Raw genomic sequence first — 24,692 nt, 5'->3', positions numbered from 1 at the left:
TCGCTCATCGAGCGACCATCCGGGCTCCGGCGGCCTGCCCGGCGGCGCGCTCTTCGCGTACCACCTCGGCGAGCACCGCCACGTATGTCTCGTCGTCCGCGAGCTCGGCATCGAGCGTGGCCAGCGCCGCCCGCGCCCCCTCGGGCCCGGCATCGTGCTCGGCCGCAGATGCAGCGACCCACGATGCGATCGCGCGAGTCGCAGCTTCCGCATATCGACCTTCGGCGCGTTCCGCACGGACGAGGGGGATCACGCGCATGCGCAGCTTCGTCTCGGTGTCCAGCGCGATCTGATCGAGCAGGTGCCGGATCCTGCCGTTCGCGAAGCGCGAGCGCAGGCGGGTGCGGTACTCCTCGGCGTCGAGCTCGGCGGGAAGATGGCGGATCGCGTCATCCCACAGCTGCTCCACCCAGCCGCTGACGACGGAGTCGTTCATCGCCGCATCGACGGTCTCGTGGCCGCGCGCCCGACCCGCGGTGGCGAGCAGCGTATGCGCACCGTTGAGCATCCAGAGCTTGCGCCGCTCGAACGGCTCGAGGTCCTCGACGATCCGCACACCCGCGGACTCCCAATCCGGGCGCGGAGCCTGGAAGGCGTTCGCGATGACCCAGTCGGCGAAGGGTTCTGTGACCACCGGTGCGGCGTCCGAGTAGCCGGTGAGCCGCAGCGCGTCCGCCCTGTCTGCATCCGTCGCGCGGGGCGTGATGCGGTCCACGGATGCCGACGCGACACCGACGAGCTCGTCGAACTGATCCAGCGCAGCACCGCCCGCCGGCTCCAGCAGCATCCGCAGCACATCACGTGTGACGCCGCCGTTGTCGGGCAGGTTGTCGCACGAGACGATCGTGATCCCGCCCCCGTCCGCTCGCCGACGTGCTTCGAGCCCGAGGGCGAGCCGTCCGAGAGCGGTGCGAGGGTCGGCGTCACCGCGCAGGTGCGCGTCGGCGAACCGCGCCCGGAGGATGTCGCGATCCTGACGTAGCGTGTCGGTCAGCTTCGTGCGGCTCGCACCGTATCCCACCTCCGTGATGGTCAACGTCACGATCGACACGCCCGGGTTGGCGACCAGCCCGGCGAGGGCCGCGACATCGGCGCCGTCGTACGCCCGAGAGAGCGGATCCATGATGCGAGCACGATCCCCCTCTGCGGCGCGCTCGATCAAGGTGTACAGGCCATCCTGCGCGGCGAGGACATCGGCCGCCTCGGGGCGGCGCCCCGAGAACGCGGCGATCCCCCAATCGGGCGCGTCCGACGCCATCGCGGTGAACCATGCCTGATGTGCGCGGTGGAAGGCGCCGAGCCCCAGATGCACCATGCGGACGGGCCTGGCCTGCGCGCCCGTCGCGCCTCTGCTCAGACGCACGCTCACAGCTTGAACACCTTCCGCGGCTGCGCGATGACCTGATCCCGGATGATCTGGAACGCGGCCGCCTGGCGCACGCGCCCCTGCACGACGAGCCGTGCCAGGAATGCCGCGTCGAGCCGGCGCGACATGTCGTGACGCGCCGGGATCGAAAGGAAGGCGCGCGTGTCGTCGATGAAGCCGGAGTTCCGAGAGAATCCGGCTGTCTCCGTGACCGCTTCCCGGAAGCGCATCCCCGCATCCGGCGCGTCCAGGAACCACCATGGGGCGCCGATGAACACGGAGGGGTAGAAGCCTGCCAGCGGGGCGATCTCGCGGGAGTATGCCGTCTCGTCGACGGCGAAGAGCACGATGTGCATACCCGGAACGAGACCGACCTCCTGCAGCAGCGGTCGGAGCTCGTCCGTGAACCGCGTCGCAAGGGGGATGTCGTGTCCGCGGTCGGCGCCGAATCTCTGGAACGCCCCCGTGTGATGGTTGCGGCGCACGCCCGGGTGGATGGTCATGACCAGTCCGTCGCGTGCGCTCATGCGCCCCATCTCGAGCAGCATGTGCCCGCGGAAGAGCTGGCTCTCGTACGGCGAGAGACTGCCGCGCAGCGCACGATCGAAGAAGGCCGGCGCGTCGTCACCGAGATCGATGGTCAGCAGCTCCGTCACTCCGTGGTCCGCCGAGACCGCACCGTGAGCGATGAAATGCTCGCGCCGCATCCGGAACGCCTCGAGGTACGAGGCGAACGTGGTCGCGCCGGCGGTGGAGGTGAGCGCGGTCGCCGCCGCCTCGAAGTCTGCAGCTTCAGGGTCCAGGTAGCGGTCCGGACGGAAGGTCGGCAGGACCCGTCCGCGGAAGGACGGATCCGCAGCGAGCGCGGCGTGGTCAGCGAGGTCGTCGAGCGGGTCGTCGGTCGTCGCGAGCGCATCGATGTCGAAATCCTCGAACAGTGCACGCGGAGCGAACCGGGGCTCAGCGAGGCGCTGGGCGATCCGCGCGTACGCGGCGTCGCCGTTCTCGGGTGACAACGGCTCCTCGATGCCGAACACCGAGCGCAGCGTCTGCTCGATCCAGTAGCCGGATGCCGTTCCGGCGAACGAGAGCCAGTGGTCGACGAAGGTACGCCACCCCTCGATGCCTGGACTCCGCCCGGTGTGCAATCCGAGCGCTTCGTAGCCCACGCCGCCGGCATGGAGCAGCCGTGTCATGTAGTGGTCCGATGTGATCAGCAGCTGCGTCGGGTCCGTCCACGCGTCGTCGCGCCGGATCATCCCGGCGTCCACGTGACCGTGGGGCGAGATGATCGGCAGTTCGCGAACCGACGCGTAGAGGTCGCGGGCGATGGCGCGCGCCGTCGGATCCACAGGGAGCAGGCGATCCTCGGTGAAGTCTGTCATTCGAAATCTCTCGGAGTACAACCGGTTGCCATCCGTCGTGTCGGAGGCGACCGGAGATGGGGGGACGAGTCAGGCGCGCGCGCCCGTGGAGTCGCGCACGACGAGCTCGGTGGGAAGGAGATCGTGGGGGTCCTCGAGGCCGAGGACGGCTCGCACGGCGCGTCTGCCCGCCTCGGCGAGCGGTGAGCGGATAGTCGTCAGCGCGGGCACGGTGAAGTCGCTTCCGAAGATGTCGTCGAAGCCCACGAGACTCAGCTCACCCGGAATCGACACACCTCGCGCGGTCGCTGCTTGAAGCACGCCCAACATCATGAGGTCGTTGTAGCCCATGATCGCCGTGGCCGCCGATGCCAGAAGGTCGTCGAGGATCGCCGCGCCGCCCTCACGGGTGGGCACCGTGTTCGCGAATTCGACCAGTTCGATGCCGTGGGCATCCGCCGCCCGCGCGATCGCCGCGGCACGACGCTCGCTGATCCAGGATGACGTCGGACCGGGTACGTAGCCGATCACCGCGTGGCCGAGGCCGGCGAGATGCGCCACCGCCTCGTCGACGCCGGTGCTGAGATCGGGAAGCACACTCGCCACCGCTTCGCCGACGTCGCGGTTGATCGTGACCAGACGCTTGGACTTCGCGAGGGCGCGGATCGAGGGCGGGTCGAGTCGCGTCGTCGCGAGGATGATGCCGTCCACCGAGGGCAGCAGGCGCTGGGCGTCGACGAGCTCGCGCTCGCTCGACTCCTCCGATTCGGAGATGATGAGCGTGTAGTCGTGGACCGACGCCTCGCGCGCCGCGCCGCGGATGATGTCGAACACCACAGGGTTCGTGATGTCGGCCACCAGCAGCGCCAGCGTGTGCGTGCGCCCGGTCGGGAGGGCGCGGGCCAGCGGATTGAGTCGGAAGCCCAGCTCGCGCGCCGCCTCGTGGATGCGCTCCGCCGTCTTGGTGTTCACGCGCGCGGGCTGGCTGAACGCGCGCGACACCGTGGAAGGAGCGACCCCCGCGATCTTCGCGATGTCGTAGATCGTCGGCGCACCGGTGCTGCGGCCCCCGGGACGGGGTTCGTCAGCCTCTGTCTGCGCGCTCATCTGGGCACCCCGTTCCTCAGCCTAGGCCAGCGGCGGATCATGCTGCATCCGCACTCGCGCGCGCGGCCTGACGGAGTGCCCGCCGCTCGCGCTGAACGTCGGGATCCGGCGAGGGCGAAGCCAGCAGGAGGCGTCGAGTGTACGGATGCGACGGCTCCGTGGTGACCTGGGCGGCGGGGCCGTGTTCGACGATGTCGCCCCGGTACAGAACCGCGACGTCGTGGCTGATGTGGCGAACGACATCGAGGTCATGCGAGACGAAGAGGTAGGACACACCCGTGTCCTGCTGGATTTCGAGGAAGAGATCCAGCACCTTCGCCTGGGTCGTCAGATCGAGCGCGCTCACCGGCTCGTCGCAGACGATGAGCTTCGGCTGAAGAGCAAGCGCGCGCGCGATGGCGATGCGCTGGCGCTGCCCGCCCGAGAACTCGCGCGGCAGGCGTCCGATGGCATCGGCGGGAAGGCCGACACGATCGAGCAGCGTCCGCACCCGCGACGCGCTCTCGCGCCTACTCAGCGCCTGGGTGACCAGGGGCTCGGCGAGGATGTCCCCCACCTCCATCGCCGGATTCAGAGACGAGTACGGATCCTGGAAGACGACCTGGATGTCGCGCGCCAGACGGCGGCGCTGACGACGCCCGGCCGCGGAGATCTCGGTTCCCTCGAAGCGGATGGATCCCGCTGTCACGGGCGCGAGCCCGAGGATGGCGCGGCCGATCGTCGTCTTGCCCGACCCGGACTCCCCGACGAGACCCAGCGTGCGACCCTCGGCGATCTCGAGCGAGACGCCGTGCAGGATCTCGCTCGCGGGCTTTCGCCAGCCCTTGCCCGGATAGGAGACGACGAGCGAGTCGACCTCCAACAGTGCGCCGCTCATCCGCGGGCCTCCTTCGTCAGCATCTGGAGAGGCTCCTTGCCCTCGAGCATCGAGTCCAGCAGGGTGCGGGTGTACTCCTCGCGCGGAGCGCGCAGCACGTCGCGCACCGCACCCGTCTCGATCAACCGCCCGTGTCGCATGACCGCCACCCGGTCGGCCAGGTCCGAGACGACGCCGAAGTTGTGGGTGACGAGAACGATGGCCACACCGAGCTCGTCCCGCATCTCGCGGAGGAGTTCGAGCACCTCCGCCTGAACCGTCACATCCAGCGCCGTCGTGGGCTCGTCCGCGATGATGAGGTCCGGGCCGCAGCTCACCGCTCCCGCGATGAGCACGCGCTGGGCCATGCCGCCCGAGATCTCGTGCGGGTACAGGTCGAAGGTGCGGGCGGGATCAGCGATGCCGACCCGCTCGAGCAGTTCGAGCACGCGCTTCTTCGCCTCGGACTTGCCGATGCCCAAGAGCTTGACCATCGGGCGGCTCAGCTGGTGACCGATCGTGTACGCCGGATCGAGGTTGGACATGGGCTCTTGCGGGATGTAGGAGACCCGTCGCCCGCGGAGGGCGGCGATGCGCTTCTGCGAGACCGCGCCGCTGCCGGAGGTGACCGTCTCGACGCCGTCGATGACGATCGAGCCGGCGACGATACGTGCGGCATCGGGCAACAGGCCGAGGATCGCGAAGGCGGTCTGGCTCTTTCCCGACCCGGACTCGCCCACGATGCTCAGCACCTCCCCGCGATCGACATGGAGTGTGACGCCCTCGACGACGCGCGTGATCGTGCCGGAAGGTGTCGGGTATCCGATCGCGAGGTCACGCACCTCCAGCAGGTGAGCCCCGCTCTGCACCTCGGGCGCCGGTGAGGATGCCGAGGCCGTCGTGGGCACCGCGGCGGGCGCCTCCGGGGTCTCCGGGGCCGGCAGGACGAGGTTCGTGCCGGCGACCGCATCCGTCACGATACCCGTCTGGAGCGCGGCTTCGACGGCTTTGCGGTTCACCTTGACCTTGGGGGCGTCCTCGAGCGCATCGCGCAGCGCGTTTCCCAGCAGCACGAACGCGCCGACCGTGACGCCGATGGCGACGGCGGGCCAGACGATGAGGCCCGGCGCGATGTAGATGTTCCGGAACCCCTCGCTGAGCATGGCTCCCCAGGTGACCTCCTGGGGATTGCCGAGACCGAGGAACTCGACGCCCGACTGGATCGCGATCGCGACGCCGGCGACCAAGGCGGTCTGGATGATGATCGGCGCACGCACGACGGACATGACGTGGCGCCCGATGATCCGCGCATCACTCAGGCCGGACACGCGGGCCGCATCCACGTAGAGCTCGTTGCGAACCGACTGCACGGCGGTGCGGGTCAGCCGGTAGTAGCCGGGAGAGATCAGGATGCCGAAGACGACCATCGCGAGCCAGACGGAGGGCCCGAGTGCCGTGCGCACCGAGAGCAGCACGATGATGGCGGGCAGGCTCAGCAGCAGGTTGGCCGTCCAGTTCGACGCCGTGTCGAACCAGCGTCCGTAGTAGCCGGCGAGAAGACCGGCCGGGAGGCCGATCGCGATCGCCACCGCGGCGCAGAGCAAGGCCGACAGGAGGGTGAGCTGGGCACCCCAGAGAAGGCGGCTGTATACGTCGCGACCGGCAGAGTCGGTGCCGAGCAGGTGGTCGGCACCCGGCTGCGCGAGGGTGTTGCCGACCTCGGCGAAGTTCGGCCCGTACGGCGCGAGCACTCCGGCGAGCACCGCGAGAACGGTGACGGCGACGAGAACGACCAGCGATACGGCGCCGAGTGGATTGGTGAGCACCCGCACGATGACGGGTCGCCGACGAGGGGAATGCGGAGCGAGTGCGATCGCGACCGTGGAGCTCATGAGGTGCGCACCTTCGGGTTGAGCCAGCCGTTGGCGAGATCGACCAGCAGATTGACGATGATGACGATCACAACGGTGTAGAGCACGACGCCCATGACGATGGGGATGTCGCCGTTCACCGTCGCGTCCACGGCGAGCTGTCCGATGCCGGGGATGGCGAAGATGCGCTCGATGATGACCGCTCCGCCTAGCAGCCCGACGAATTGCAGGCTGAGCACCGTGAGCCCGGCGGGGGCCGCCCCTCGCAGGACATGCTTGAGGAGGATCTCCCGCTCACCCAATCCGCGGCTGCGGAGGGTGCGCACGAAGTCCCGCTCGCGCTGGACGATGACGGCGGATCGGATCTGTTGAGCGCTCGCGGTCACATAGTTCAGCACGATGGCGACCACCGGAAGGGTGAGCGAAGCGACCCATGCGTCGACGCCGGCGCCGGGGCTGATGCTGCTGACGGCAGGAAAGAGCTTCAGTTGCACGGCGAAGATCGTGACCAGGGCGATGGCGAGCACGAAGCCCGGGATCGCGTCACCGACGATCGCCCCCACCTGCACCAGACGGTCGACCCATCCGCGCTTGATCGCGGCCGCGGTACCCAGGATGGTGGCGAAGACCGCGACGAGCACGATCGATGAGATCACGAGGGTCAGCGTCACGGGCACGCGGGTGACGAGGGCGTCGGACACCGTGAGCGTGCCGAACCAGCTCCGACCGAGGTCGCCGGTCAGAGCACCGGTCGCCCAGTGGAAGAAGCGGACGGGCAGCGGCTGGTCCAGGCCCAGCTGCTGCTCCTTGAGCGCCACCTGTTCGGGACTCGCCTGGTCGCCCAGGATGTTGCGCGCGATGCTGCTGCCGTTGAAGAAGAGCAGCGAGTAGGCGAGCGCGCAGATGACGACCAGCAGGATCACGCCTGAGATCAGCCGTCGGATGATGAAGGAGATCATCGAGAAGACTCCAATGTCCGGGGATGGATGCGGGGGCCGGAGCCCCCGCATCCGGGTGTCAGCCAGCCGGGGTGTAGTTGTAGATCGCCGGCACGGCGGACTGGATCTGCTTCTCGACCGAGACCACGTCCGACTTGTACACGTAGATCTGATCGATGCGGTAGACGGGCGCGAACCATGCCTCATCCGTGACGTACTCGTTGACCTTCTTCGCCAGCTCGGACGACTCCGCGCCGCCCGTCTGCACCGCGTCGATGAGCTGCTGCAGCTCCGGCGTCGTCGTCTTGAACGGGTTGTAGAGCGCGTTCGTCGAGATCAGCTGGTTGATGGCGACCCAGGGCTCGCCCTGGAAGTAGTTGAAGTACACCGCCGGGAACTTGCCCGCGGCGAGGTCGGCGAGGAACGTCGAGGTCGAGACGGGCTCGGACTGGACGCGGATGCCGACGTCGGCGAGCTGCTGGGTGAGAGCGGCGAGCGGTGTCTCGAACCCGGGGATCGCGGGCAACGGCAGCTCGAAGCCATCCGGATAACCCGCGTCCGCCAGAAGCTCCTTCGCCTTCGCGGGGTCGTAATCGTAGGTGCCGTCAAGGTCGTCGACGTATGCACCGCTGTCCGGGCCGAACACCTGGTCCGTCGACTTCCCGTACCCGAGGAGGATGGAATCGAGCAGCGTGTCTCGATCGAGCGCATAGTTGATGGCCTGACGCACCCGCTTGTCGGCGAGCGCCGGCACGATGGAGCCGTCGCGGTCCATCAGCACGAGGCCCTGCCAGTCGACGCGGTAGTCCTCGATCTGCGCGAGGTTCGCCGACTTCGCCTGGGCGGCGGTCGGCGCGTCGAGGATCGTCGCATCGACCTGGCCGGAGAGGATCGCGTTCAGTCGCGCGGTCGTCTCCTGGTAGGACTTCAGCACGATCTTGTCGTACTTCTGCAGGTCGGGGTTCCAGTAGCCCTCCCGCGCCGTGAAGACGAGTTGCGAGCCAGGCACCGATGACGCGGTGTCCATGACGTAGGGGCCGGACCCGACCGGCGTGGAGATGATGCTCTCGGTGCCGATCGAGCCGGGGCCGCCCATGAGCCCGGCGGCCTGCGAGAGATAGAACTCGAGCGCGGGGTCGGGCTGGCTGAGGTTGAGGGTGACCGTGTCGTCGTCGACGACGTCGACACTGGCCAGGGCCGCGAGTTGGGATGCCTGACGCCCGTTGCCGGATTTGAAGTTCTCGAGGTTGGCCTTCACGGCCTCCGCGTCGAAGGCGGCGCCATCGCTGAAGGTGACGTCGTCGCGCAGGTCGAGCGTCAGCGCGGTGTTGTCATCGTTGTACTCCCATGAGGTGGCGAGCATGGGCTGTAGGGTCCCGTCCGGTCCTCGCAGCAGCAAGGAGTCGTAGGTCACCTGGAACGGCTGTAGACCGTGCCCGACATGAGCCTGCGAAGGATCCCAGGAAGTCGGCTCGGCGATGATGCCGAGGGTGAGGGTGCCGCCGTGGCCGGAGCCACCGGAGTTGGCGGGGGTCGAGCCGCCGGCCGAGCAGCCGGCGATGGCGAGCGCGGCCGCGACGCCCAGGGCGCCGAGCGCGCTCACGCGTGCTGTGAACTTCATTGTCTGTCCCTTCTGGACACCATTGGAGAAGGGCACTCGCGGCGGCTCGTACCGGCCGTCGGGATGTCCGGCGCGGCGGCACGTCGTGTGTGCTGCGCATCACGATAGACGATGCAATCGGTTGCCGCAACCGGTTGCCATCATTGATCGCCAATCGCCGTCTTCCGTGATCCGTGCCCTGGTCTCAGTGGTGGAAACCGGAACCCGTGGTGCGCTCGCGGGGCAACGGCGCATCGAGGCGGTCGAGGAAGCCCACCTCGGCGCGGATGTCCTCGATGAGCGACGCCGCGAGGTCGCGGCTGAGACCGACCTTCACCACGATGCGCTGCAGTACCGTGTCGCTCATGTCGTCGGCCATCGGATAGGCCGGCACGAGCCACCCCTTCATCCGCAGGCGGTCCGCCAGGTCGTAGAGGTTCCAGACGTCCGTGTGGCCGGGCTTCAGGGTCCAGGCGAAGACCGGGATGGTGTCTCCTCGGCTCACGAGATCGAACGGTCCCATCCGTCCGATCTCACCCGAGAGGAACTGCGCCACGTCGAGCGAGTTCTGCTGCACGGCGCGGTAGCCCTCACGCCCGAGCCGGAGGAACTGGTAGTACTGCAGCAGCACCTGCGCGCCCGGCCGGGAGAAGTTGAGGGCGAGGGTCGGCATGTCGCCGCCGAGGTAGCTGACGTGGAACACGAGGCTCTCCGGCAGCACCGACGGATCCCGCCAGACGACCCAGCCGACTCCGGGATAGACGAGTCCGTACTTGTGCCCCGAGGTGCTGATCGAGTTGACGCGCGGGATGCGGAAGTCCCAGTCCAGCTCGGGCTGGCAGAAGGGGGCGATCATGGCTCCGGAGGCGCCGTCGACATGGATGCGGACGTCGAAACCGGTCGCGGCCTCGATCTCGTCGAGCTTCGCCGCAATGGCCGCGACCGGGTCGTACAGCCCGGTGAAGGTCTGCCCCAGCACCGCGACGACGCCGATCGTGTTCTCGTCGACGTACCGCTCCAGACCTTCGCCGTCCAGCACAAGGTGTTCCGGGGAGACCGGCACGTACCGCGGTTCGATCTCCCAGTAGTTGCAGAACTTCTCCCACACCACCTGGACCGCAGCCGACATGACCAGGTTGGGCCGATCGGTCGGCTTGCCGTCGACCCTGCGACGCTCCTGCCACAGCCGCTTGAGCGCGAGCCCGCCGAGCATGCAAGCCTCCGACGAGCCGATCGTCGAGGTGCCGATCGCGTCGGCGTCGTCCGGTGCGTGCCAGAGGTCGGCCAGCATCCGCCAGCACCGCTCTTCGATCTCGGCGGTCGCCGGGTACTCGTCCTTGTCGATCATGTTCTTGTCGAAGGCCTCGCGATACAGCCGCTGCCCGTGGTCGTCCATCCACGTCGTGACGAAGGTGGCGAGGTTCAGGCGCGAGTTGCCGTCGAGGATCGCCTCGTCGTGCACGATCTGGTACGCCGTCTCGGGAAGGCTCGGTCCTGCCGGAAGCCGATAGCGGTCGAACTCCGTGGCCTCCCCGGGCCGCACGAACACGGGATTGATACTCAGCCGGTCATCGCTTCCGGCGGGCGGACGGTGGGGACCTCGACGAGCGTTCATTGCTGCCTCCGGACGTGGGTTCGCGTGCGCCCACACAATCACGACTCGCCCGTCGAGGGCGAGGACTCTCAGCGGGTCGTCGCGTCCGGCGCATGCGCCGGTGCGAGCCGGTAGAGGACTTCGGGACGGCCGCGCTTGCCGTAGCGGTGGGCGCGGTCGACGAGGCCGAGGTCGACGAGATGCGTCAGATAGCGGTGCGCCGTGGTTCGCGACAGGTCGCACGCGGTGGCGACGTCGGCTCCCGACCGGGCGACGACGGGGTCGAGTGCCGCCGCCACCCGATCGAGCGTGGGCTGCGCCAGGCCCTTCGGCAGTGCGAGGGCGGCAGCGGGTGCCACCGCGGCGTGCGTTCCGGTGCGGATGCCTCCCGTGGCCAGCAGCCGGTCGATCTCGCCCTGGCTCAGCGGACGCTCGCGCGCATCCTGCTGCGCCTGCTGACGACGGTTCCGATACTGCTCGAGCTGGGCGCGCAGCGCGGATTCGGTGAAGGGTTTGATCAGGTACCCGACCACGTGCGCGGCGAGCGCTTGACGCACGGTCGTCTGGTCCTGCGAGGAGCTGATGACGATCACGTCCACCTCCGACCCGCCGATCGTGCGGAGACGGTGCAGCACCTCGATGCCGCTGATGTCGGGAAGTCGCATGTCGAGCAGGATGAGATCGACCGCGTCGCCCGCGAACCCCAGCGCCTCCCGCCCGCTCGCGGCGGTGCCCACGACGGTGAAACCGCTCGTCGCCGCGACGAAGCGGCTGTGCAGCGCGCGGGCTCCCCTGTCGTCGTCGACGACGAGCACCCGGATGTTGCCGTTCACGGACGCCTCGCCATCTCGAAGGAGAACCGGGCGCCGCCGAGCGTCGAGGTGCCCACTTCGATCGTTCCCCCGCGCGCGGTGACCAGTCGGCGCACCAGGTCGAGCCCGATGCCTCGTCCACTGCCCGAGGCATCCGACTTCGAGGAGAACCCGAGGGCGAAGATCCGCGTCGCCTGGCGCGGGTCCACGCCCGGTCCGTCGTCCTCCACCGCCCCGGCGAGCAGGTCGCCGTGCTCACGCAGCGTGCACCGGATGCGGCCGGCCCCCGCTTCCGCGGCGTTGCGACCGAGGTTGGTGAGCACGGTCACGACCTCTTCATCGATGTCGCGCGCGACGGCGACGTCGAACTCGACCTGCGCGCCGTGGGCGAGCACGTCGGAACGCACGGCGTGAACGGCGGCATCGCGCAGCGGCATGCCCGCATCCTGTTCATCGTGCCGACCGCCCGAGACAGGCACGAGATCCTCGATGTAGGCGAGCGCCTCGTCCGCATCACCCCGGGAGACGAGCCCGTGCACGACGTGCAGGCGCGTCGTGAATTCGTGGGACTGCTCGCGCAGCGCCGCCGCCGTCCGCCCCATCTGCGCGTGTTCGAGGGCCAGTTCGTCGAGGCGGCGGAAGCGGCGCTCGACCGCCGCCGTGAGCGCGGAGCTGGCAAGGGTCGCGACGATGAGCGCCCCCACGGCCCACGGCAGCAGTGCGCTCAGGGCCTGCTCGCGTTCGGCGGCGATGTCGGACTCGAGCACTCCGACCGCGACCATGCCCACCACGCGGCCCTCGTCGACGACCGGAACCTTCGCCCGCAGCGACGGCCCCGACGGCCCCGTCTCGGTACCGAGGAACGGGGTGCCCGCGAGCACCGAGGCGTTCGTGGTCGACACCTGCACGCCACGCTCGGACGCGAGCGGATGCGTGATGCGCACGCCCTCGTCGTCGGTCACGACCACGTAGTACACGCCCGCAGCGCGGGCGACCAGTTCCGCGATCGGCTGCAGGGCCGCTGTTGCGGGAGCGAGATCCGCCGCATCGGCGAGGTCATCCGGTGATCCCGCGTCGGAGACGGATGCGACGGTCTTCCTCACCTCGCTCAGGGCGGCGAGGCTCGTGGCCACCTCCTGCACGCGCTCCGCCGTCGCGTCACGGATGCGGCTCTCCTGCAGCGCGAGGGCGACCGTCGTCGTGACGCCGAGGGCGGCCAGGGTGACGACCGAGGGCAGCACGAGCATGGCGAGCCGGACGGCGCGCTGCCGGTGCCCGAACGCCATCGTGCTCGCTTCCTCGCCGCGCGGCCACGTCGCCGCGTGCGCGTTTATGGGAACAAATCGGCGCGACCGGCCCGGCCGTCTCGCGCGCTGCCATCCTAGGTCGATCTCGCGGCGACGACGATGTCCGCGCGAATGGAGCAATGATGACCACCCCCTCGGACGAGTCCGCCCCCCGGACGAAGACCACCACCAGGAATGTGATCGGCCGCGTGATCGGCGGCGTCGTGACCGCCGCCGCGGTCGGCGTCGCCGCGTTCGGCTCGATCAGCTCGGCGGCCGCCGGACAGGAGATCAGCGCCTCGATGACCATCGTCGCCCCCGCCGCCGCCGGCGGCGGGTGGGACGGGGTCGCGCGCGAGCTGCAGCAGGCGCAGAAGGCGAACGGCCTCGTCAACAACGTGCAGGTCGTCAACATGCCGGGAGCCGGCGGCACGATCGCCCTCGGCAACGTGTCGGTGCTCAACGGCCAGGCGAACAATCTGCTCGTCGGCGGCACGGGGCTGCTGGCCGCGACGATCCAGTTCAACTCCGCCGCGACCCTCGCCGACGTCACGCCCTTGGCCGTCGTCGTCGAGGAGTACGACGTCATCGTCGTCCCGGCGGACTCCCCCTACGAGAGCCTCGACGACCTGGTCGAGGCGTGGCAGGAGAACCCGAAGGCGCTGCCGTGGACGGGCGGCGGCTCGTTCGACCAGCTCGTCGTGACCGACCTCGCCCTCGCCGCGGGGATCGACCCGGTCGAGACGACCTACATCTCGTCCGACGGCGGCGGCGAGGCGATCCAGGCGCTGCTCAACGGCACCGCGAAAGCCGCGGCGGGCGGATACCCCGACAACATCGACCAGATCGAGGCCGGGCGCCTGCGCGCGCTCGCCCTCGTCGCCAAGGAGCCGATCGAGGGGATCGACATCCCCACCGCCGCCGACCAGGGCTATGACATCTCGCTCACCAACTGGCGCATGCTCGCCGCGCCCGCCGGGCTGACCGACGACGAGGTGGATCAGCTCACGCAGCTCATCCTCGACTCCGTCGAAACTACCCAGTGGCAGGACGCCGTCGAACGCTACCGCTGGACCGAGCGCGTCATCACCGGGGACGAGCTCACCGGCTTCCTCGACGACGAGGAGTCCCGCATCCGCACGCTCTACGAGGAGATGGGCCTGTGACCTTCCCCGCCAATCCCACCGCCACCTCCGCCGTCCTCGGCGAACGCCTGCGACTCGTCTCCGGCCCCGGCATCGCCGCACTGCTGAAAGGCTTGACGATGCCCGTCATCGTGGCGGCGTTCGCGACGTACCTCCTGATCGGCATCCTGACGATGCGCGTGCCCGAGGGTGCTGCCTTCCCAGGGCCGCAGTTCTTCCCCGGCATCGTCACCGCCGGCCTGTACGTGTTCACTGTCTCGCTCGCCATCACGGCGGTGCGGGAGATCCGGGCCATGCCCGACCCCCTGACGGCGGAGCTGCTGGCGGCCGAGGCCGGCGACGATGATCCGCCGCCCCCGCGGCCGGTACGCGTGGACGTCCGCTCGCTGGCGTGGGTGCTGGTCTCGTTCTTCGCCTTCGCCGTGCTGCTCGATCTGCTCGGTTGGATCATCGCGGCGACCCTGCTCTTCTGGTGCATCGCCCGCGGATTCGGGGCGTCCAAGCCCATCCAGATGCTCGCGGTCGGCGCGACGGTGAGCTCGCTCGCCTACATCGGATTCGACATGCTGCTCGGGATGCCGCTCCCGTCCGGCATCCTCGGGGGGTTCTGACATGGATGCTCTGCAACTTCTGGCACAGGGCTTCGCGGGCGCCTTCACCCCGGAGAATCTGCTCTGGGTTCTCGTCGGCTGCCTCCTCGGCACCGCCGTGGGCGTCCTGCCCGGCCTCGGCTCCTCGATGGCCGTCGCTCTCCTGCTGCCGATCACCTTCTCGCTCGATCCCACCGCGGCGTTCATCATGTTCGCCGGCGTCTACTTCGGCGGATTGTTCGGCGATTCGACCATGGGGATCCTCATGAACACTCCGGGGCAGGCCTCCGCCATCGCCTCCACGTTCGAGGGTCACAAGATGGCGCTGAACGGCCGCGCCGCCCAGGCGCTGGCCACCGCCGCCATCGGTGCCTTCATCGGCGGTTTCGTCGCGTCGATCGTGGTGGTGTTCCTCGCCCCCGCTCTCGCGGACTTCTCGAGCAGGTTCGGGCCGGCGGAGTTCTTCGCCCTGGCCGTCTTCGCGTTCGCCGCGACGTCGTCCGTCGTCACGGACAACGTCATCAAGGGACTGACGTCGCTGTTCATCGGTCTCGGCATCGCCGTGATCGGCATCGACGGGGTCTCGGGAGCACCGCGTTTCACGATGGAGTCGCCGCAGCTGTTCGACGGCATCTCGCTGGTCACCGTGACGGTCGCCATCCTGGCGCTCGGCGAGGTGATCTTCGTCGCGTGCCTCGCGCGTCACGACACCGCGAAGAAGATCATCAGGCCCACCGGTCGGCCGTGGCTGAGTCGGAAGGAGCTGAAGGAGGCGACGCCGGCATGGCTGCGCGGCACCGCGATCGGCCTGCCGTTCGGCGTCGTGCCCGCGGGCGGATCCGAGATCCCGACGTTCCTCGCCTACGGGTTGGAGAAGCGGCTGGACGCCCGGCGCAAGAAGCCGCAGTTCGGGCGCGGGGCCATCCGCGGTCTCGCGGCTCCGGAGGCGGCCGGAAACGCCACGACGGGGATGGCGATGGGCGCCCTGCTCGCACTGGGCCTGCCGATCTCCGCGACGGCCGCGATCATGCTCGCCGCGTTCCGCCAGTACGGCCTGCAGCCCGGACCGCTGCTGTTCGACCGCGCCCCCGAGCTCGTCTGGGCACTTCTGGCGAGCTTCTTCATCGCGATGGTCGTGCTGCTGATCCTCAACCTGCCGTTCGCGATGCTGTGGGCGAAGCTGCTGTTGATCCCCCGCCCCTACCTGTACGCCGGCATCACGGTGTTCTGCGCGCTGGGCATCTACGCCACCTCCGGGTCGACGTTCGATCTGCTCATGCTGCTCGGCATCGGCATCCTGGGCTTCCTGATGCGGGCGATGGACTTCCCGCTCGCCCCGCTCATCATCGGGATGGTGCTGGGCCCGCTGGCCGAGACGAGCCTGCGGGACGCGGCGATGAGCGCGAACGGCGACTTCTCGGTGCTGGTGCACAGCCCGATCACCATCACGCTCTACGTGCTGCTCGCCGCCGTCCTGGTGTTCTCGGTGCGTGGGCGCGTCGTGGCCCGTCGGCGCACGCGCCGCGCGGTCGCCGAGGCGGAGAAGGAGCCGGTCGCGCGCTGAGCGCGTCAGGGGGGAATCGGCGCATCTGGGCCGATTCCCCTATGGCGCCCCCGACGGTCGCTCGCCAGACTTCGGTTGCTCCCCCGTGCCGGGAGGCCCCACACCGAAGGACCGTCATGCGCCGCCGTCTTCTCCCTCTCGCTCTGATCGCCGCGGGCGCTGCGACACTCCTCGCCCTGCCCGCCCAGGCTGCGGAACCTCTGCAGACCGTCACCGGCGTCGTCGGCACGGGTGGCAGTGTGCAGCGTCTCGCACTCTCCCCGGGCGGGTCGACCGGTTACATCGTCGACGGCTCGCCACGCCTCGCGATCTTCGACACGGCTACGAGCGCGGTCGTGGCGCACTCGATCGACTTCGCGGTCGAGGGTTTCGGCCTTCCGACGGATGTGGCGATCAGCCCCGACGGCTCCGAGGTCGATGTGTCCACGACGGCCGGATGGGTGGTGCGGTTGGACGCTTCGGGTGCGCTGACCTCTCAGATCGCCCTACCGGGCACGGGCCTCGGCGCACTCTCGATCGCGGCCGCGGGCGAGACCGTGGTGGCCGCGCCCTCGGCGGCCGACCCCACCCGGATCCTCCGTTTCAACATCGGCGTGAGCAGCGTGAGCGGTATCGACTTCGCCGCGGACGCGCCGGGCACCCCTCGCCCTTCCGCGCTCTCGGACATCGCCGCGGGCCCAGGCAACGGTTCGGACAACAACGTTCTCGTCGCGGGGACCGCCGCGGGCGCCGGCGTCGTGTACCTCTTCAACGATCCTTTCGCGCTGGCAGGTCAATCCGCCACGATCCTCCTACCCGGCGCGGCCTCGGCCGGTCAGATCGCAGTGAACCCCGCCGGCACGCTGGCCGCGGTGACCGCGCCGAGCGCGCAGCGGGTGTTCCTCATCGACATCGACGCCTCATCCGCTACCTACGGCACGATCGTGCGCACCGCGACCGTGCCGCACGATGCGGCGGCGGCCGCCTTCTCGCCCGACGGGACGAACCTGCTCGTGGTGGGCGCCAACAACCTGTCGACGCTCGAGGTCGCGACCGGCGGCGTGACCGAGACGACGGCCATCGATACGACGGATGCGGCCGCCGCGCTCGTCTCCCCCAGCGGCAACCGCGTCTGGGTCGGCAACCGCGCCTCCGGCGCAGTCGGCCTGCTCTCGCGTGCCGCGCTCACCGCGGCGACCGGCGGCGCGGGGACCGTCGGCGCGCCGTTCACAGCGACCGTGACCGCATCCGCGTTCGACATCGCGCCCACGTTCACCGTGTCACCCGCGCTCCCTGCGGGCCTCGCACTCGACGCCGCGACCGGCACGATCTCGGGGACGCCGCTCGCCGCGCAGCCGTCGCAGACGTACACGATCACCGCGTCTGCCTCTGACGGCACGATCCTGGCGACCGCGATCGCTCTGGCGATCGACGCGGCGACCGAGCCCACCTCCCCGACGGCGCCGACCGCGGGCGCTGCGACCGGCCCGGAGCGACTGGCTGCGAGCGGCGCAGCGGATGCGTCAGGTGCGGCGATAGGCGCGCTCGGCGCTCTCCTCGGGGGCGGGGCGCTGGTGGTCGGTGCCGGGATACGGCGCCGGGGCAACCGCGGTTGAGGTCATCGGCTCGAAGGAGACCGTGGCGAGGCCCGCTCGCGAGGGGAGCCCGAGCCGATGCAGGGCCTCGGCGAGGTGGTGCTCGACGGTCTTCACGCTGAGACCGACGGATGCGGCGATCTCGGCGTTGCGGCTTCCCGCCGCGGCGAGCGCGGCGATCTGGCGCTGACGCGGGCTCAGCTGCCCCAGATCCAGCCCTCGCCGCGGACCGAGGAGGGCGGCCGCGCGACCACGCGTCGGCGCTCCCGTGATCCGCAGGATGTCCTCGACGTGGCTCTGGACGGTGCGCGGCGAGAGGTAGAGCACCTGCGCGATCGCCGCGTTCGTGTTTCCCTCCGCGAGAAGCACCGCCACCTCGCGCTGTTTCTCGGTCATGACCGCCAGGTCGCCCCGCGCGCCGCCGACCCGCGCGGCAAGCTCGCGCCAGCGGCGGGCGGCGAGCAGGCGGTGGCGTTCGTAGCCCACGGCATCCGCCTGGCGCGCGAGGCGCAGCAACAGCTCCAACGCCGGCGCGGGTTCGGCGGCGGCGAGCGCGTCCGCACGCACGAGCTCGCCTCGCAGCACCTCGGTCGCCGCTCCCGCGGCTTCATCGATGCGCACGGATGCCGCCGCCAGCGCCTCCGCATCCGCCGCCTGCCCCTGCGACAGAGCGATCGCACCACGAGCGCGAATGAGTGACGAGGCCGCCACGCGATGGCGGGCCAGAGCCCCGCTGCTACGCAACAGGACGCCGGCGCGATAGGTGTCCCCCCGCGACAGCGCCGCCTCGACGAGCACTTCCGTGGCGAAGGCACGGTCCCACACCTTGCAGCGCGACAGGTCGGCGCCCGCTGCCGACACGAGCAACGCCGCGGCACGCTGCAACTGCCCCACCGCGCGGAAGCCCCAGGCCACGTAGAGCGACGAGCCCACGGAGAGATAGTTCTCGTCGCGGCGCGTGCGCGCGATCACCGCATCCGCGAGGGTGAAGAACCGGTTCCGGTCGCCGGCGACCGCGGCCCCGTAGCTGCCGATGGCCTGGAGCACCACGAGCGCCCGCGGCGGCACGATCGAGGCGCTGCGGAACAATCCCTCTGCGATCGCTCTCACTTCGTCGCGGCGCCCGTGGAACGCGCCGCTGCGCGCGGCGAGCAGCTGCAGGGCCAGCGCGGACGGATCGGCCCGCTCGGTGTCGCCCGTCGTCACCTGTCCGGGGGCGAGTTCCGCACCGCGGATCAACGCGTCGGCGGCGTCGAAGCCGCCCGAGCTGAGCGCCGCTTCGGCCAGCAGGTATCGCGTCAGCAGCGCGCCCTCGCCCGGCTCGGTGAGGGCGGCGGCGACGGCGGCCGCATCCACGCCGGGGCGCTGACCGTGATCGGCGCCCGCCATGGCATCCGCGGCCAACAGCGCCGCCGACGCGAGGCGCACGACGGGCGGCGCGCACCCATCGCTCTCGTCCAGTGCGCGACGGGCGTGCGCGGCCGCATCCGGGAAGCGGCAGGCGATCACCGCGGCGATCGTCGCGGCGACCCGGAAGAGCGCGCGGTCGGCGCGGTGCGTAGCCGCTTCCGAGCGCGCCGAGACACCCTCGAGTTCGGCGGCCGCATCCCCGCCGAAGACGCGCAGCAGGATGCCCGTGGCGAATTGCCACGCTTCGGCGCTGCCCTCGACGTCATCGCCCACGCGATCCGCCCCTCTGCCTGTTCCGGGGGAATCGTGCCACGCAGGGGACCTGACGCGATACGAACCGGATGCGGAATCCGCCGAAACCCGCAGCGAACAGCGTCAGAACCGGCCCGCGATGGTCTGCCCGAGACTCGTCCACAACGCCGGGTCGGCGCCAGACCCGCCCGGATCGATGTCGACGAGCAGCAGCCCTTCGTTGCCCTTGACGACGAGGATCGTGCCGATGGAGGCATCGGCCCAGCCGCGTGTGACACCCGGGATCGGCTGTGCGTTCGCGCCTTGGGGATAGAGCTCGGCCGGCAGGAAGGCGTCGGCGTCGGCGGTGTATTGAGCGATTGCGCTATGTGTGTCGGCGTACGTCCAGGTGCACTGCTGCAGACCCTGCTGACCTTCCGCGGCGACCCCCTCGATCGCATCGACACCGAGCGCCGCGGCGATATCGGCGGAGGGCACGAGCGCGCATGCGTCGCCCGTGCCCGACCCCGCCTCGGGCGCGGGCGCCGAACCCGAATCGGCGCCCGCCGCGGCCGAGCTCCCCGCGGGCTCGACCGCGTCCGTCGAGGTCTGCGAACAGCCGGTGAGCACCAGGGCTGCCGCGACCAGGACGAGCGGTTTGAAAGACGTCACGCCGCGATCATGACAGTCGGCGACCTGCGCAGATACCGCGTGCGGTGTAAACCCGCCGGATCCCCCAGTCGAGCCCTCAGGCCTCGAGCGAATACGGGAACCGCTCCGCGAGGCCGTCGCAGATCGCGTTCAGAAGTCCGCGGACCGCTGGCGCGAGCCGCACGTCGTCGGCGGTCTCGAACTGCGCGATCACATCCGCCATCTGCAGCCATCCGGCGAAGCCGACCCCCATGTTCTGGGGGACCGCATCCGCGCCGCGGTCATGATCGAGGAACGACACGTGGCCCTCTTCGTCGATCAGCCATGCGTCGCCCGCACCCGACACGGCGAAGACCCGGTGTGTGTCGCCGAGTCCGGCCAGCGGTGCGTCGCGACCGGCGGTCTCGCGCTCGGCTTCCGGCAGCGAAAGGAACACGAAGTCTCCCGCCAGCTCCGTGTGCAGCCACTCGCGCGCGGGGACGGCGCCGAGCGACCCCGCGGCGCCGAACACCTCGCGGGCGATGTCGGCCGCTGGGCGCAGGTCGATCGTCATCAGGCCTCAGTGGGCCGCATCCGCGCGCGCACCGCGTCTCGTCACACGCGAGATTCCGGTCACGACGGCCACGATCACGAGGCCGAGCACGAGACCGAAAACGGCGGAGAGGGCCGTCTCGATGATCCACACCACGACGGGACCGGCGGCCTCCACGAGGTGCGTGACGGCGTGGACCAGGTGCTCGGGTCCGTCCCAGAGCGTCTCGGCGAGGTTGCCCACGACGAGGTGACCGCCGACCCAGAGCATCGCGACCGTGCCGACGATGCTGATGACCCGGAACACGGCGGGCATCGACGCGACGACGCGCACGCCGAAACGACGGATGCGGCGCGTGTCGCTCTTCATGAGACGCAGGCCGATGTCGTCGATCTTCACGAGCAGCGCGACCGCGCCGTAGACCAACGCGGTCATGGCGAGACCGATGATCAGCAGCGCACCGAGCGTCATCCAGATGCCGAAGTCGGGGTCGAGGCTCGAGAGCGCGATGAGCATGATCTCTGTGCTGAGGATGAGATCGGTGCGGACGGCGCCGAATACGAGCTTCTTCTCGTCGCGGGGGGCGTCGTCGTCCGCATCCTCGTGGTGCGCGCCGAACCACTCGAGCACCTTCTCGGCGCCCTCGAAGCAGAGGAAGCCGCCGCCCAGGATCAGCAGGAACGGCAGGACCCACGGCGCGAAAGCGGTCAGCAGCAGCGCGATCGGGATGATGATCACGAACTTGTTGACGAGGCTGCCGAGCGCGATCTTCCACACCACTGGCAGCTCGCGGGCCGGCGTGATGCCCTGCACGTACTGCGGGGTCACGGCGGCGTCGTCGATGACGACGCCCGCGGTCTTCGCGCTCGCCTTGATGGCGGCGGTCAGGATGTCATCGACGACGGCGAGCAGGCCGACCGACATACGCACTCTCCCGGATGCGAGGGCCGCAGCCGAACGGCTGCAGGGGCGGATGCCCTCAGCGAGGATATCGGCCCGGCGAGGAGCAGGATCGCGGGTTGTGCGACTCGCGGCGCCGACTCACGCGCCGGCGCGCACCGGACCCGTGCTGCCCCGCATGATGAACTCGACGGGCGGCAGTTCGATCGGAGCGGGCTCCCGCCCTTCCACGAGGGAGATGAGCACCCGGGCACTCGCCCGGCCCCACTGGATGACGTCTTGCCGCACCGTGGTCAACGGGGGCACCACGTAGGGCGCGAGCGGGATGTCGTCGAAGCCCACGACGGACAGGTCCGCGGGCACTCTCAGACCGCGATCGATCGCGGCGGACATCCCCGCGATCGCCATCAAGTCGTTCGCGTAGATGATCGCGGTGGGCGCAGCCGCCAGATCGAGCAGCTCATGAGTGGCCTTCGCACCTGCGGCTCCGGTGAAGTCGGCGATGACCGTGGGGCCCGGCTCCAGCCCGAGCTCGGCCATCTCGTCTTCCCATGCGCGGCGACGCACCGCGGAGTGGACGTATCGATCGGAGCCCCCGACGTGGGCGATGCGCCGATGCCCGAGCGCATGAAGGTGACGCACGGCGCGACGGACACCGGCGGCGTCGTCGAGGCCGATGGGATCCGGCCCCGCACCGGAGGGCGCGTCCGGCCCGACGAGAACGTAGGGAAGACCGAGCTCGGACAGTTCCGCAGGCCGCTGGTCCCCGATCCGGAGATCACCGAGGAAGACCCCGTCCACCCGCGCTTCGTTGGCAAAGCTCGCGTATGCCGCGCGCTCGGTCTCCTCACTGTCGACGACCTGCAGCACGAGAGCGTAGCCCTCGCCGGACAGCGTGCTCTCGACACCGGCGATGAACTGCGGAAAGAACGGGTCGGTGCTGAAGAGCTCCGGCTCACGACGCACGATGTAGCCCAGCGCCTGCGCCCGGCTGCGCGAAAGCGCTCGGGCGCGGGCATCCGGCTTCCAGTTCAGGGCTGCGGCCGCGTCCAGGATCCGCGCCCGCGCTTCCTCACCCACACCGCCGCGACCATTGAAGACGAAGGAGACGGCGCTCTTGGAGACCCGGGCCATCGCCGCGACGTCTCCGATGGTGGCCTTGCGGGTCTCGCCCTTGCGCTTACCCCGAGCGGGGGCGGCGCCGGCATTCGCACCGCCGGGAAGGGAAGGCTCGTTCTGCACCCCAGAATCATAGCGTCGTTTAGTCCGATTTAGTTGCATGCGCCGCCGCCCGAACCTCGCCATACCGCGGAATCATGCGCGACACCACCACGAGTTGATCTCGCGAACAAAAACCGGTTTACTCGTGGAACGTGCACAGCACGCCCGGGGTCACGATGTTGCCGTCCCCGAAGCGAGACGAGGGAGTACGCGAGATGCCGCGACCAGGGCGAAAGGCCGGACAGCAGTGACTGCGCTCATCAGCCAACGCGACGGGTCACCGCGCCGACGCCGCCGACTCCAGCGCTGGCTGGGCGAGAATCCCCTCGGGATGCTGCTGAGCGCGCCGTACATCGCGTTCGTCGTGGTGGTCTTCCTCGTGCCCTTCGGCTTCGGTGTCTGGATGTCGTTCCACGACTTCTTCTTCACGGCGCCCGGTGTGCAGGTCCCCCAGCCGTTCGTCGGTTTCGACAACTTCGCGCAGGTGCTGGCCGACCCGCAGGTGCACCAGGCGTTCCTGAACCTGCTCGTCTTCCTCGTGATCAACGTGCCGCTCACCGTCGTGCTCGGCCTGCTCCTGTCCACCGGCCTGAACGCCGTCGTGCATTGGAAGGGCTTCTTCCGCGTCGCGTACTACATCCCCTACGTGACGGCATCCGTCGCGACCATCGCCGTGTGGATCTTCCTCTTCAACGGCAACGGCGTGGTCAACACACTGCTGGGCGAGCTCGCACCCGATCCGACCTGGCTCGCCAACCCGGCGATCATCATGCCGCTGATCGCGGTCTACGTGACCTGGAAGAACCTCGGTTTCTATATCCTGCTCTACCTCGCCGCTCTCCAGAATGTGCCGCAGGAGCAGTACGAGGCGGCTCAGCTCGACGGTGCCGGTCGGTGGCAGCGCTTCCGCTCGGTGACCCTGCCCGGCGTGGCGCCGGTGACCTCGCTCGTCATCCTGTTGTCGATCATCACGACGGGGCAGATCTTCACGGAGCCCTACCTGCTCACCGGAGGAGGACCCAACGGCGCCTCCCTCACCCCCGCGCTGTTGATGTACCAGAAGGGCATCCAGCAGGGGCAGCCGGACATCGCGGCTGCGATCGGCATGATCCTCGTGCTGCTCGTGATGATCGTGTCGCTCGCGTCTCGTCGCCTCACCGAGAGGAAGAACTGATGGCCTCGATCGCTCCGCGCAGCCGTCGCGCGAAGGAACGACCCCGCTCGGTGGGCGCCTCCCGCGCCCTCGCGGCGCTGCGCTTCGCCGCGCTGGGCCTGGGCGCCCTCGCCGCCCTCGTGCCCTTCTACTACATGGTGCTCGGCGCGCTTCAGCGCCAGCGCGACACGACCCTGTTCGGGCTGCTCCCCCTACCCGGCAACCTGACGCTCGACAACTTCGTCGAGGTCAACGAGTCGATCAATCTCGTCCGTTCGCTGCTGAACTCGCTGATCATGACCGCGGGCGTCGTAGGGTGCACGCTCGTGTTCGGGCTGCTCGTGGGCTATGCGCTGTCCGTGCTGCAGTTCCGCGGCCAGGGATTGGTGTTCGCTCTCGTCCTCCTCGTGCAGGCTATCCCGTTCCAGCTACTGATGATCCCGCTGTACGTGATGGTCGTACGCTACTTCAACCTGGCCGACAGCTACCTCGGCATGATCCTCCCATTCGCGATCAACTCCGTCGCCGTGCTGATCTTCCGGCAGTACTTCCTGCAGATCCCGAAGGAGATCTTCGACGCGGCGCGCATCGACGGAGCCGGTGAGCTGCGAATCCTCCGCTCGATCGCGGTGCCGCTGGTTCGTCCCGCTGTGCTGACCGCGATGCTCGTCACCTTCATCGGCCCGTGGAACGAGTTCCTGTGGCCGTTCCTGGTCACGAAGGACGCCAACCTGCAGACCCTGGCAGTGAGCCTTGCGAACTTCTCGCAGTCGAACGGCTCCTTCCTCGCGAACCCCATGGGAGCGGTGCTCGCCGGTGCGTGCGTGCTCGCCGTTCCCGTCGTCGTGCTCTTCCTCGTCTTCCAGCGGCACTTCACTTCGGCCAACCTCGGTTCGGCCGTGAAGGGCTGATCGCCCCGGCAGCCGC

At 69.5% G+C, this 24,692-nt stretch carries 21 protein-coding genes; 6 read left to right on the top strand and 15 right to left on the bottom strand.

The window, feature by feature from the left end; translation table 11 throughout:
- Positions 1–4 precede the first annotated feature (4 nt).
- From SK224_RS13065 to SK224_RS13020, 10 genes are all read right to left on the bottom strand, one after another.
- Positions 5–1,363: a mannitol dehydrogenase family protein gene (locus SK224_RS13065; RefSeq protein WP_320435104.1), complete on the bottom strand. Its 1,359-nt coding sequence runs from the start codon at positions 1,361–1,363 to the stop codon at positions 5–7.
- A gap of 2 nt (positions 1,364–1,365) precedes the next feature.
- On the bottom strand, positions 1,366–2,751 hold the full coding sequence (gene uxaC / locus SK224_RS13060) for a glucuronate isomerase (RefSeq protein ID WP_320435103.1): 1,386 nt from the start codon (positions 2,749–2,751) through the stop codon (positions 1,366–1,368).
- A 69-nt stretch (positions 2,752–2,820) separates the two neighbouring features.
- Complete coding sequence (locus tag SK224_RS13055; RefSeq protein ID WP_320435102.1) at positions 2,821–3,837, bottom strand: LacI family DNA-binding transcriptional regulator; 1,017 nt, start codon at positions 3,835–3,837, stop codon at positions 2,821–2,823.
- 37 nt (positions 3,838–3,874) lie between these two features.
- A complete protein-coding gene (locus SK224_RS13050) occupies positions 3,875–4,714 on the bottom strand; it encodes an ATP-binding cassette domain-containing protein (RefSeq protein WP_320435101.1) in 840 nt (279 codons plus the stop codon).
- Positions 4,711–6,585, bottom strand: a complete 1,875-nt coding sequence (locus SK224_RS13045) for a dipeptide/oligopeptide/nickel ABC transporter permease/ATP-binding protein (protein ID WP_320435100.1) — start codon at positions 6,583–6,585, stop codon at positions 4,711–4,713. Before SK224_RS13045 ends, SK224_RS13050 begins: the two co-directional genes overlap by 4 nt.
- Positions 6,582–7,523 carry an ABC transporter permease gene (locus SK224_RS13040; RefSeq protein ID WP_320435099.1) on the bottom strand — a complete coding sequence of 314 codons (942 nt, stop codon included), beginning with the start codon at positions 7,521–7,523 and terminating at the stop codon, positions 6,582–6,584. Before SK224_RS13040 ends, SK224_RS13045 begins: the two co-directional genes overlap by 4 nt.
- Before the next feature lie 58 nt (positions 7,524–7,581).
- Positions 7,582–9,123: an ABC transporter substrate-binding protein gene (locus SK224_RS13035; protein WP_320435098.1), complete on the bottom strand. Its 1,542-nt coding sequence runs from the start codon at positions 9,121–9,123 to the stop codon at positions 7,582–7,584.
- A 184-nt stretch (positions 9,124–9,307) separates the two neighbouring features.
- A complete protein-coding gene (locus tag SK224_RS13030) occupies positions 9,308–10,717 on the bottom strand; it encodes a glutamate decarboxylase (protein WP_320435097.1) in 1,410 nt (469 codons plus the stop codon).
- A 68-nt stretch (positions 10,718–10,785) separates the two neighbouring features.
- Positions 10,786–11,529 (bottom strand): response regulator, encoded by a 744-nt coding sequence (locus SK224_RS13025; protein WP_320435096.1) that lies wholly within the window; start codon positions 11,527–11,529, stop codon positions 10,786–10,788.
- A complete protein-coding gene (locus SK224_RS13020) occupies positions 11,526–12,794 on the bottom strand; it encodes an ATP-binding protein (RefSeq protein WP_320435095.1) in 1,269 nt (422 codons plus the stop codon). The genes SK224_RS13025 and SK224_RS13020 overlap by 4 nt, the downstream gene beginning before the upstream one ends.
- 143 nt (positions 12,795–12,937) lie before the next feature.
- On the opposite strand from SK224_RS13020, the gene SK224_RS13015 reads away from it, so the two are divergent.
- From SK224_RS13015 to SK224_RS13000, 4 genes are all read left to right on the top strand, one after another.
- Positions 12,938–13,960: a tripartite tricarboxylate transporter substrate binding protein gene (locus SK224_RS13015; protein ID WP_320435094.1), complete on the top strand. Its 1,023-nt coding sequence runs from the start codon at positions 12,938–12,940 to the stop codon at positions 13,958–13,960.
- The gene (locus tag SK224_RS13010) at positions 13,957–14,550 is read left to right on the top strand and encodes a tripartite tricarboxylate transporter TctB family protein (RefSeq protein ID WP_320435093.1); all 594 of its coding nucleotides are present in this window, start codon (positions 13,957–13,959) and stop codon (positions 14,548–14,550) included. Before SK224_RS13015 ends, SK224_RS13010 begins: the two co-directional genes overlap by 4 nt.
- A 1-nt stretch (position 14,551) precedes the next feature.
- Positions 14,552–16,093: a tripartite tricarboxylate transporter permease gene (locus tag SK224_RS13005; protein ID WP_320435092.1), complete on the top strand. Its 1,542-nt coding sequence runs from the start codon at positions 14,552–14,554 to the stop codon at positions 16,091–16,093.
- Between the two features lie 116 nt (positions 16,094–16,209).
- A complete protein-coding gene (locus SK224_RS13000; protein WP_320435091.1) occupies positions 16,210–17,688 on the top strand; it encodes a putative Ig domain-containing protein in 1,479 nt (492 codons plus the stop codon).
- On the opposite strand, the gene SK224_RS12995 is transcribed toward SK224_RS13000, so the two are convergent.
- From SK224_RS12995 to SK224_RS12975, 5 genes are all read right to left on the bottom strand, one after another.
- Positions 17,596–19,350, bottom strand: a complete 1,755-nt coding sequence (locus SK224_RS12995; RefSeq protein ID WP_320435090.1) for a helix-turn-helix transcriptional regulator — start codon at positions 19,348–19,350, stop codon at positions 17,596–17,598. The genes SK224_RS13000 and SK224_RS12995 overlap by 93 nt on opposite strands.
- A 102-nt stretch (positions 19,351–19,452) precedes the next feature.
- A complete protein-coding gene (locus SK224_RS12990; RefSeq protein ID WP_320435089.1) occupies positions 19,453–19,980 on the bottom strand; it encodes a hypothetical protein in 528 nt (175 codons plus the stop codon).
- A 76-nt stretch (positions 19,981–20,056) separates the two neighbouring features.
- Positions 20,057–20,512: a hypothetical protein gene (locus tag SK224_RS12985; protein ID WP_320435088.1), complete on the bottom strand. Its 456-nt coding sequence runs from the start codon at positions 20,510–20,512 to the stop codon at positions 20,057–20,059.
- 6 nt (positions 20,513–20,518) lie between these two features.
- On the bottom strand, positions 20,519–21,415 hold the full coding sequence (locus SK224_RS12980; protein WP_320435087.1) for a DUF808 domain-containing protein: 897 nt from the start codon (positions 21,413–21,415) through the stop codon (positions 20,519–20,521).
- A 117-nt stretch (positions 21,416–21,532) separates the two neighbouring features.
- Complete coding sequence (locus SK224_RS12975; RefSeq protein WP_320435086.1) at positions 21,533–22,633, bottom strand: LacI family DNA-binding transcriptional regulator; 1,101 nt, start codon at positions 22,631–22,633, stop codon at positions 21,533–21,535.
- Positions 22,634–22,859: 226 nt separating this feature from the next.
- On the opposite strand from SK224_RS12975, the gene SK224_RS12970 reads away from it, so the two are divergent.
- Together SK224_RS12970 and SK224_RS12965 are read left to right on the top strand one after the other, a co-directional pair.
- Entirely contained in the window at positions 22,860–23,786 is a 927-nt protein-coding gene (locus SK224_RS12970) for a sugar ABC transporter permease (RefSeq protein ID WP_320435085.1), read from the top strand.
- Positions 23,786–24,676, top strand: a complete 891-nt coding sequence (locus tag SK224_RS12965; protein WP_320435084.1) for a carbohydrate ABC transporter permease — start codon at positions 23,786–23,788, stop codon at positions 24,674–24,676. The genes SK224_RS12970 and SK224_RS12965 overlap by 1 nt, the downstream gene beginning before the upstream one ends.
- The last annotated feature ends 16 nt before the right edge of the window (positions 24,677–24,692 follow it).

The sequence above is a fragment of the Microbacterium sp. BG28 genome (assembly GCF_034044005.1).
In the GTDB taxonomy this organism is placed as follows: domain Bacteria; phylum Actinomycetota; class Actinomycetes; order Actinomycetales; family Microbacteriaceae; genus Microbacterium.
This window is presented reverse-complemented; position numbering and strand designations above follow the sequence as displayed.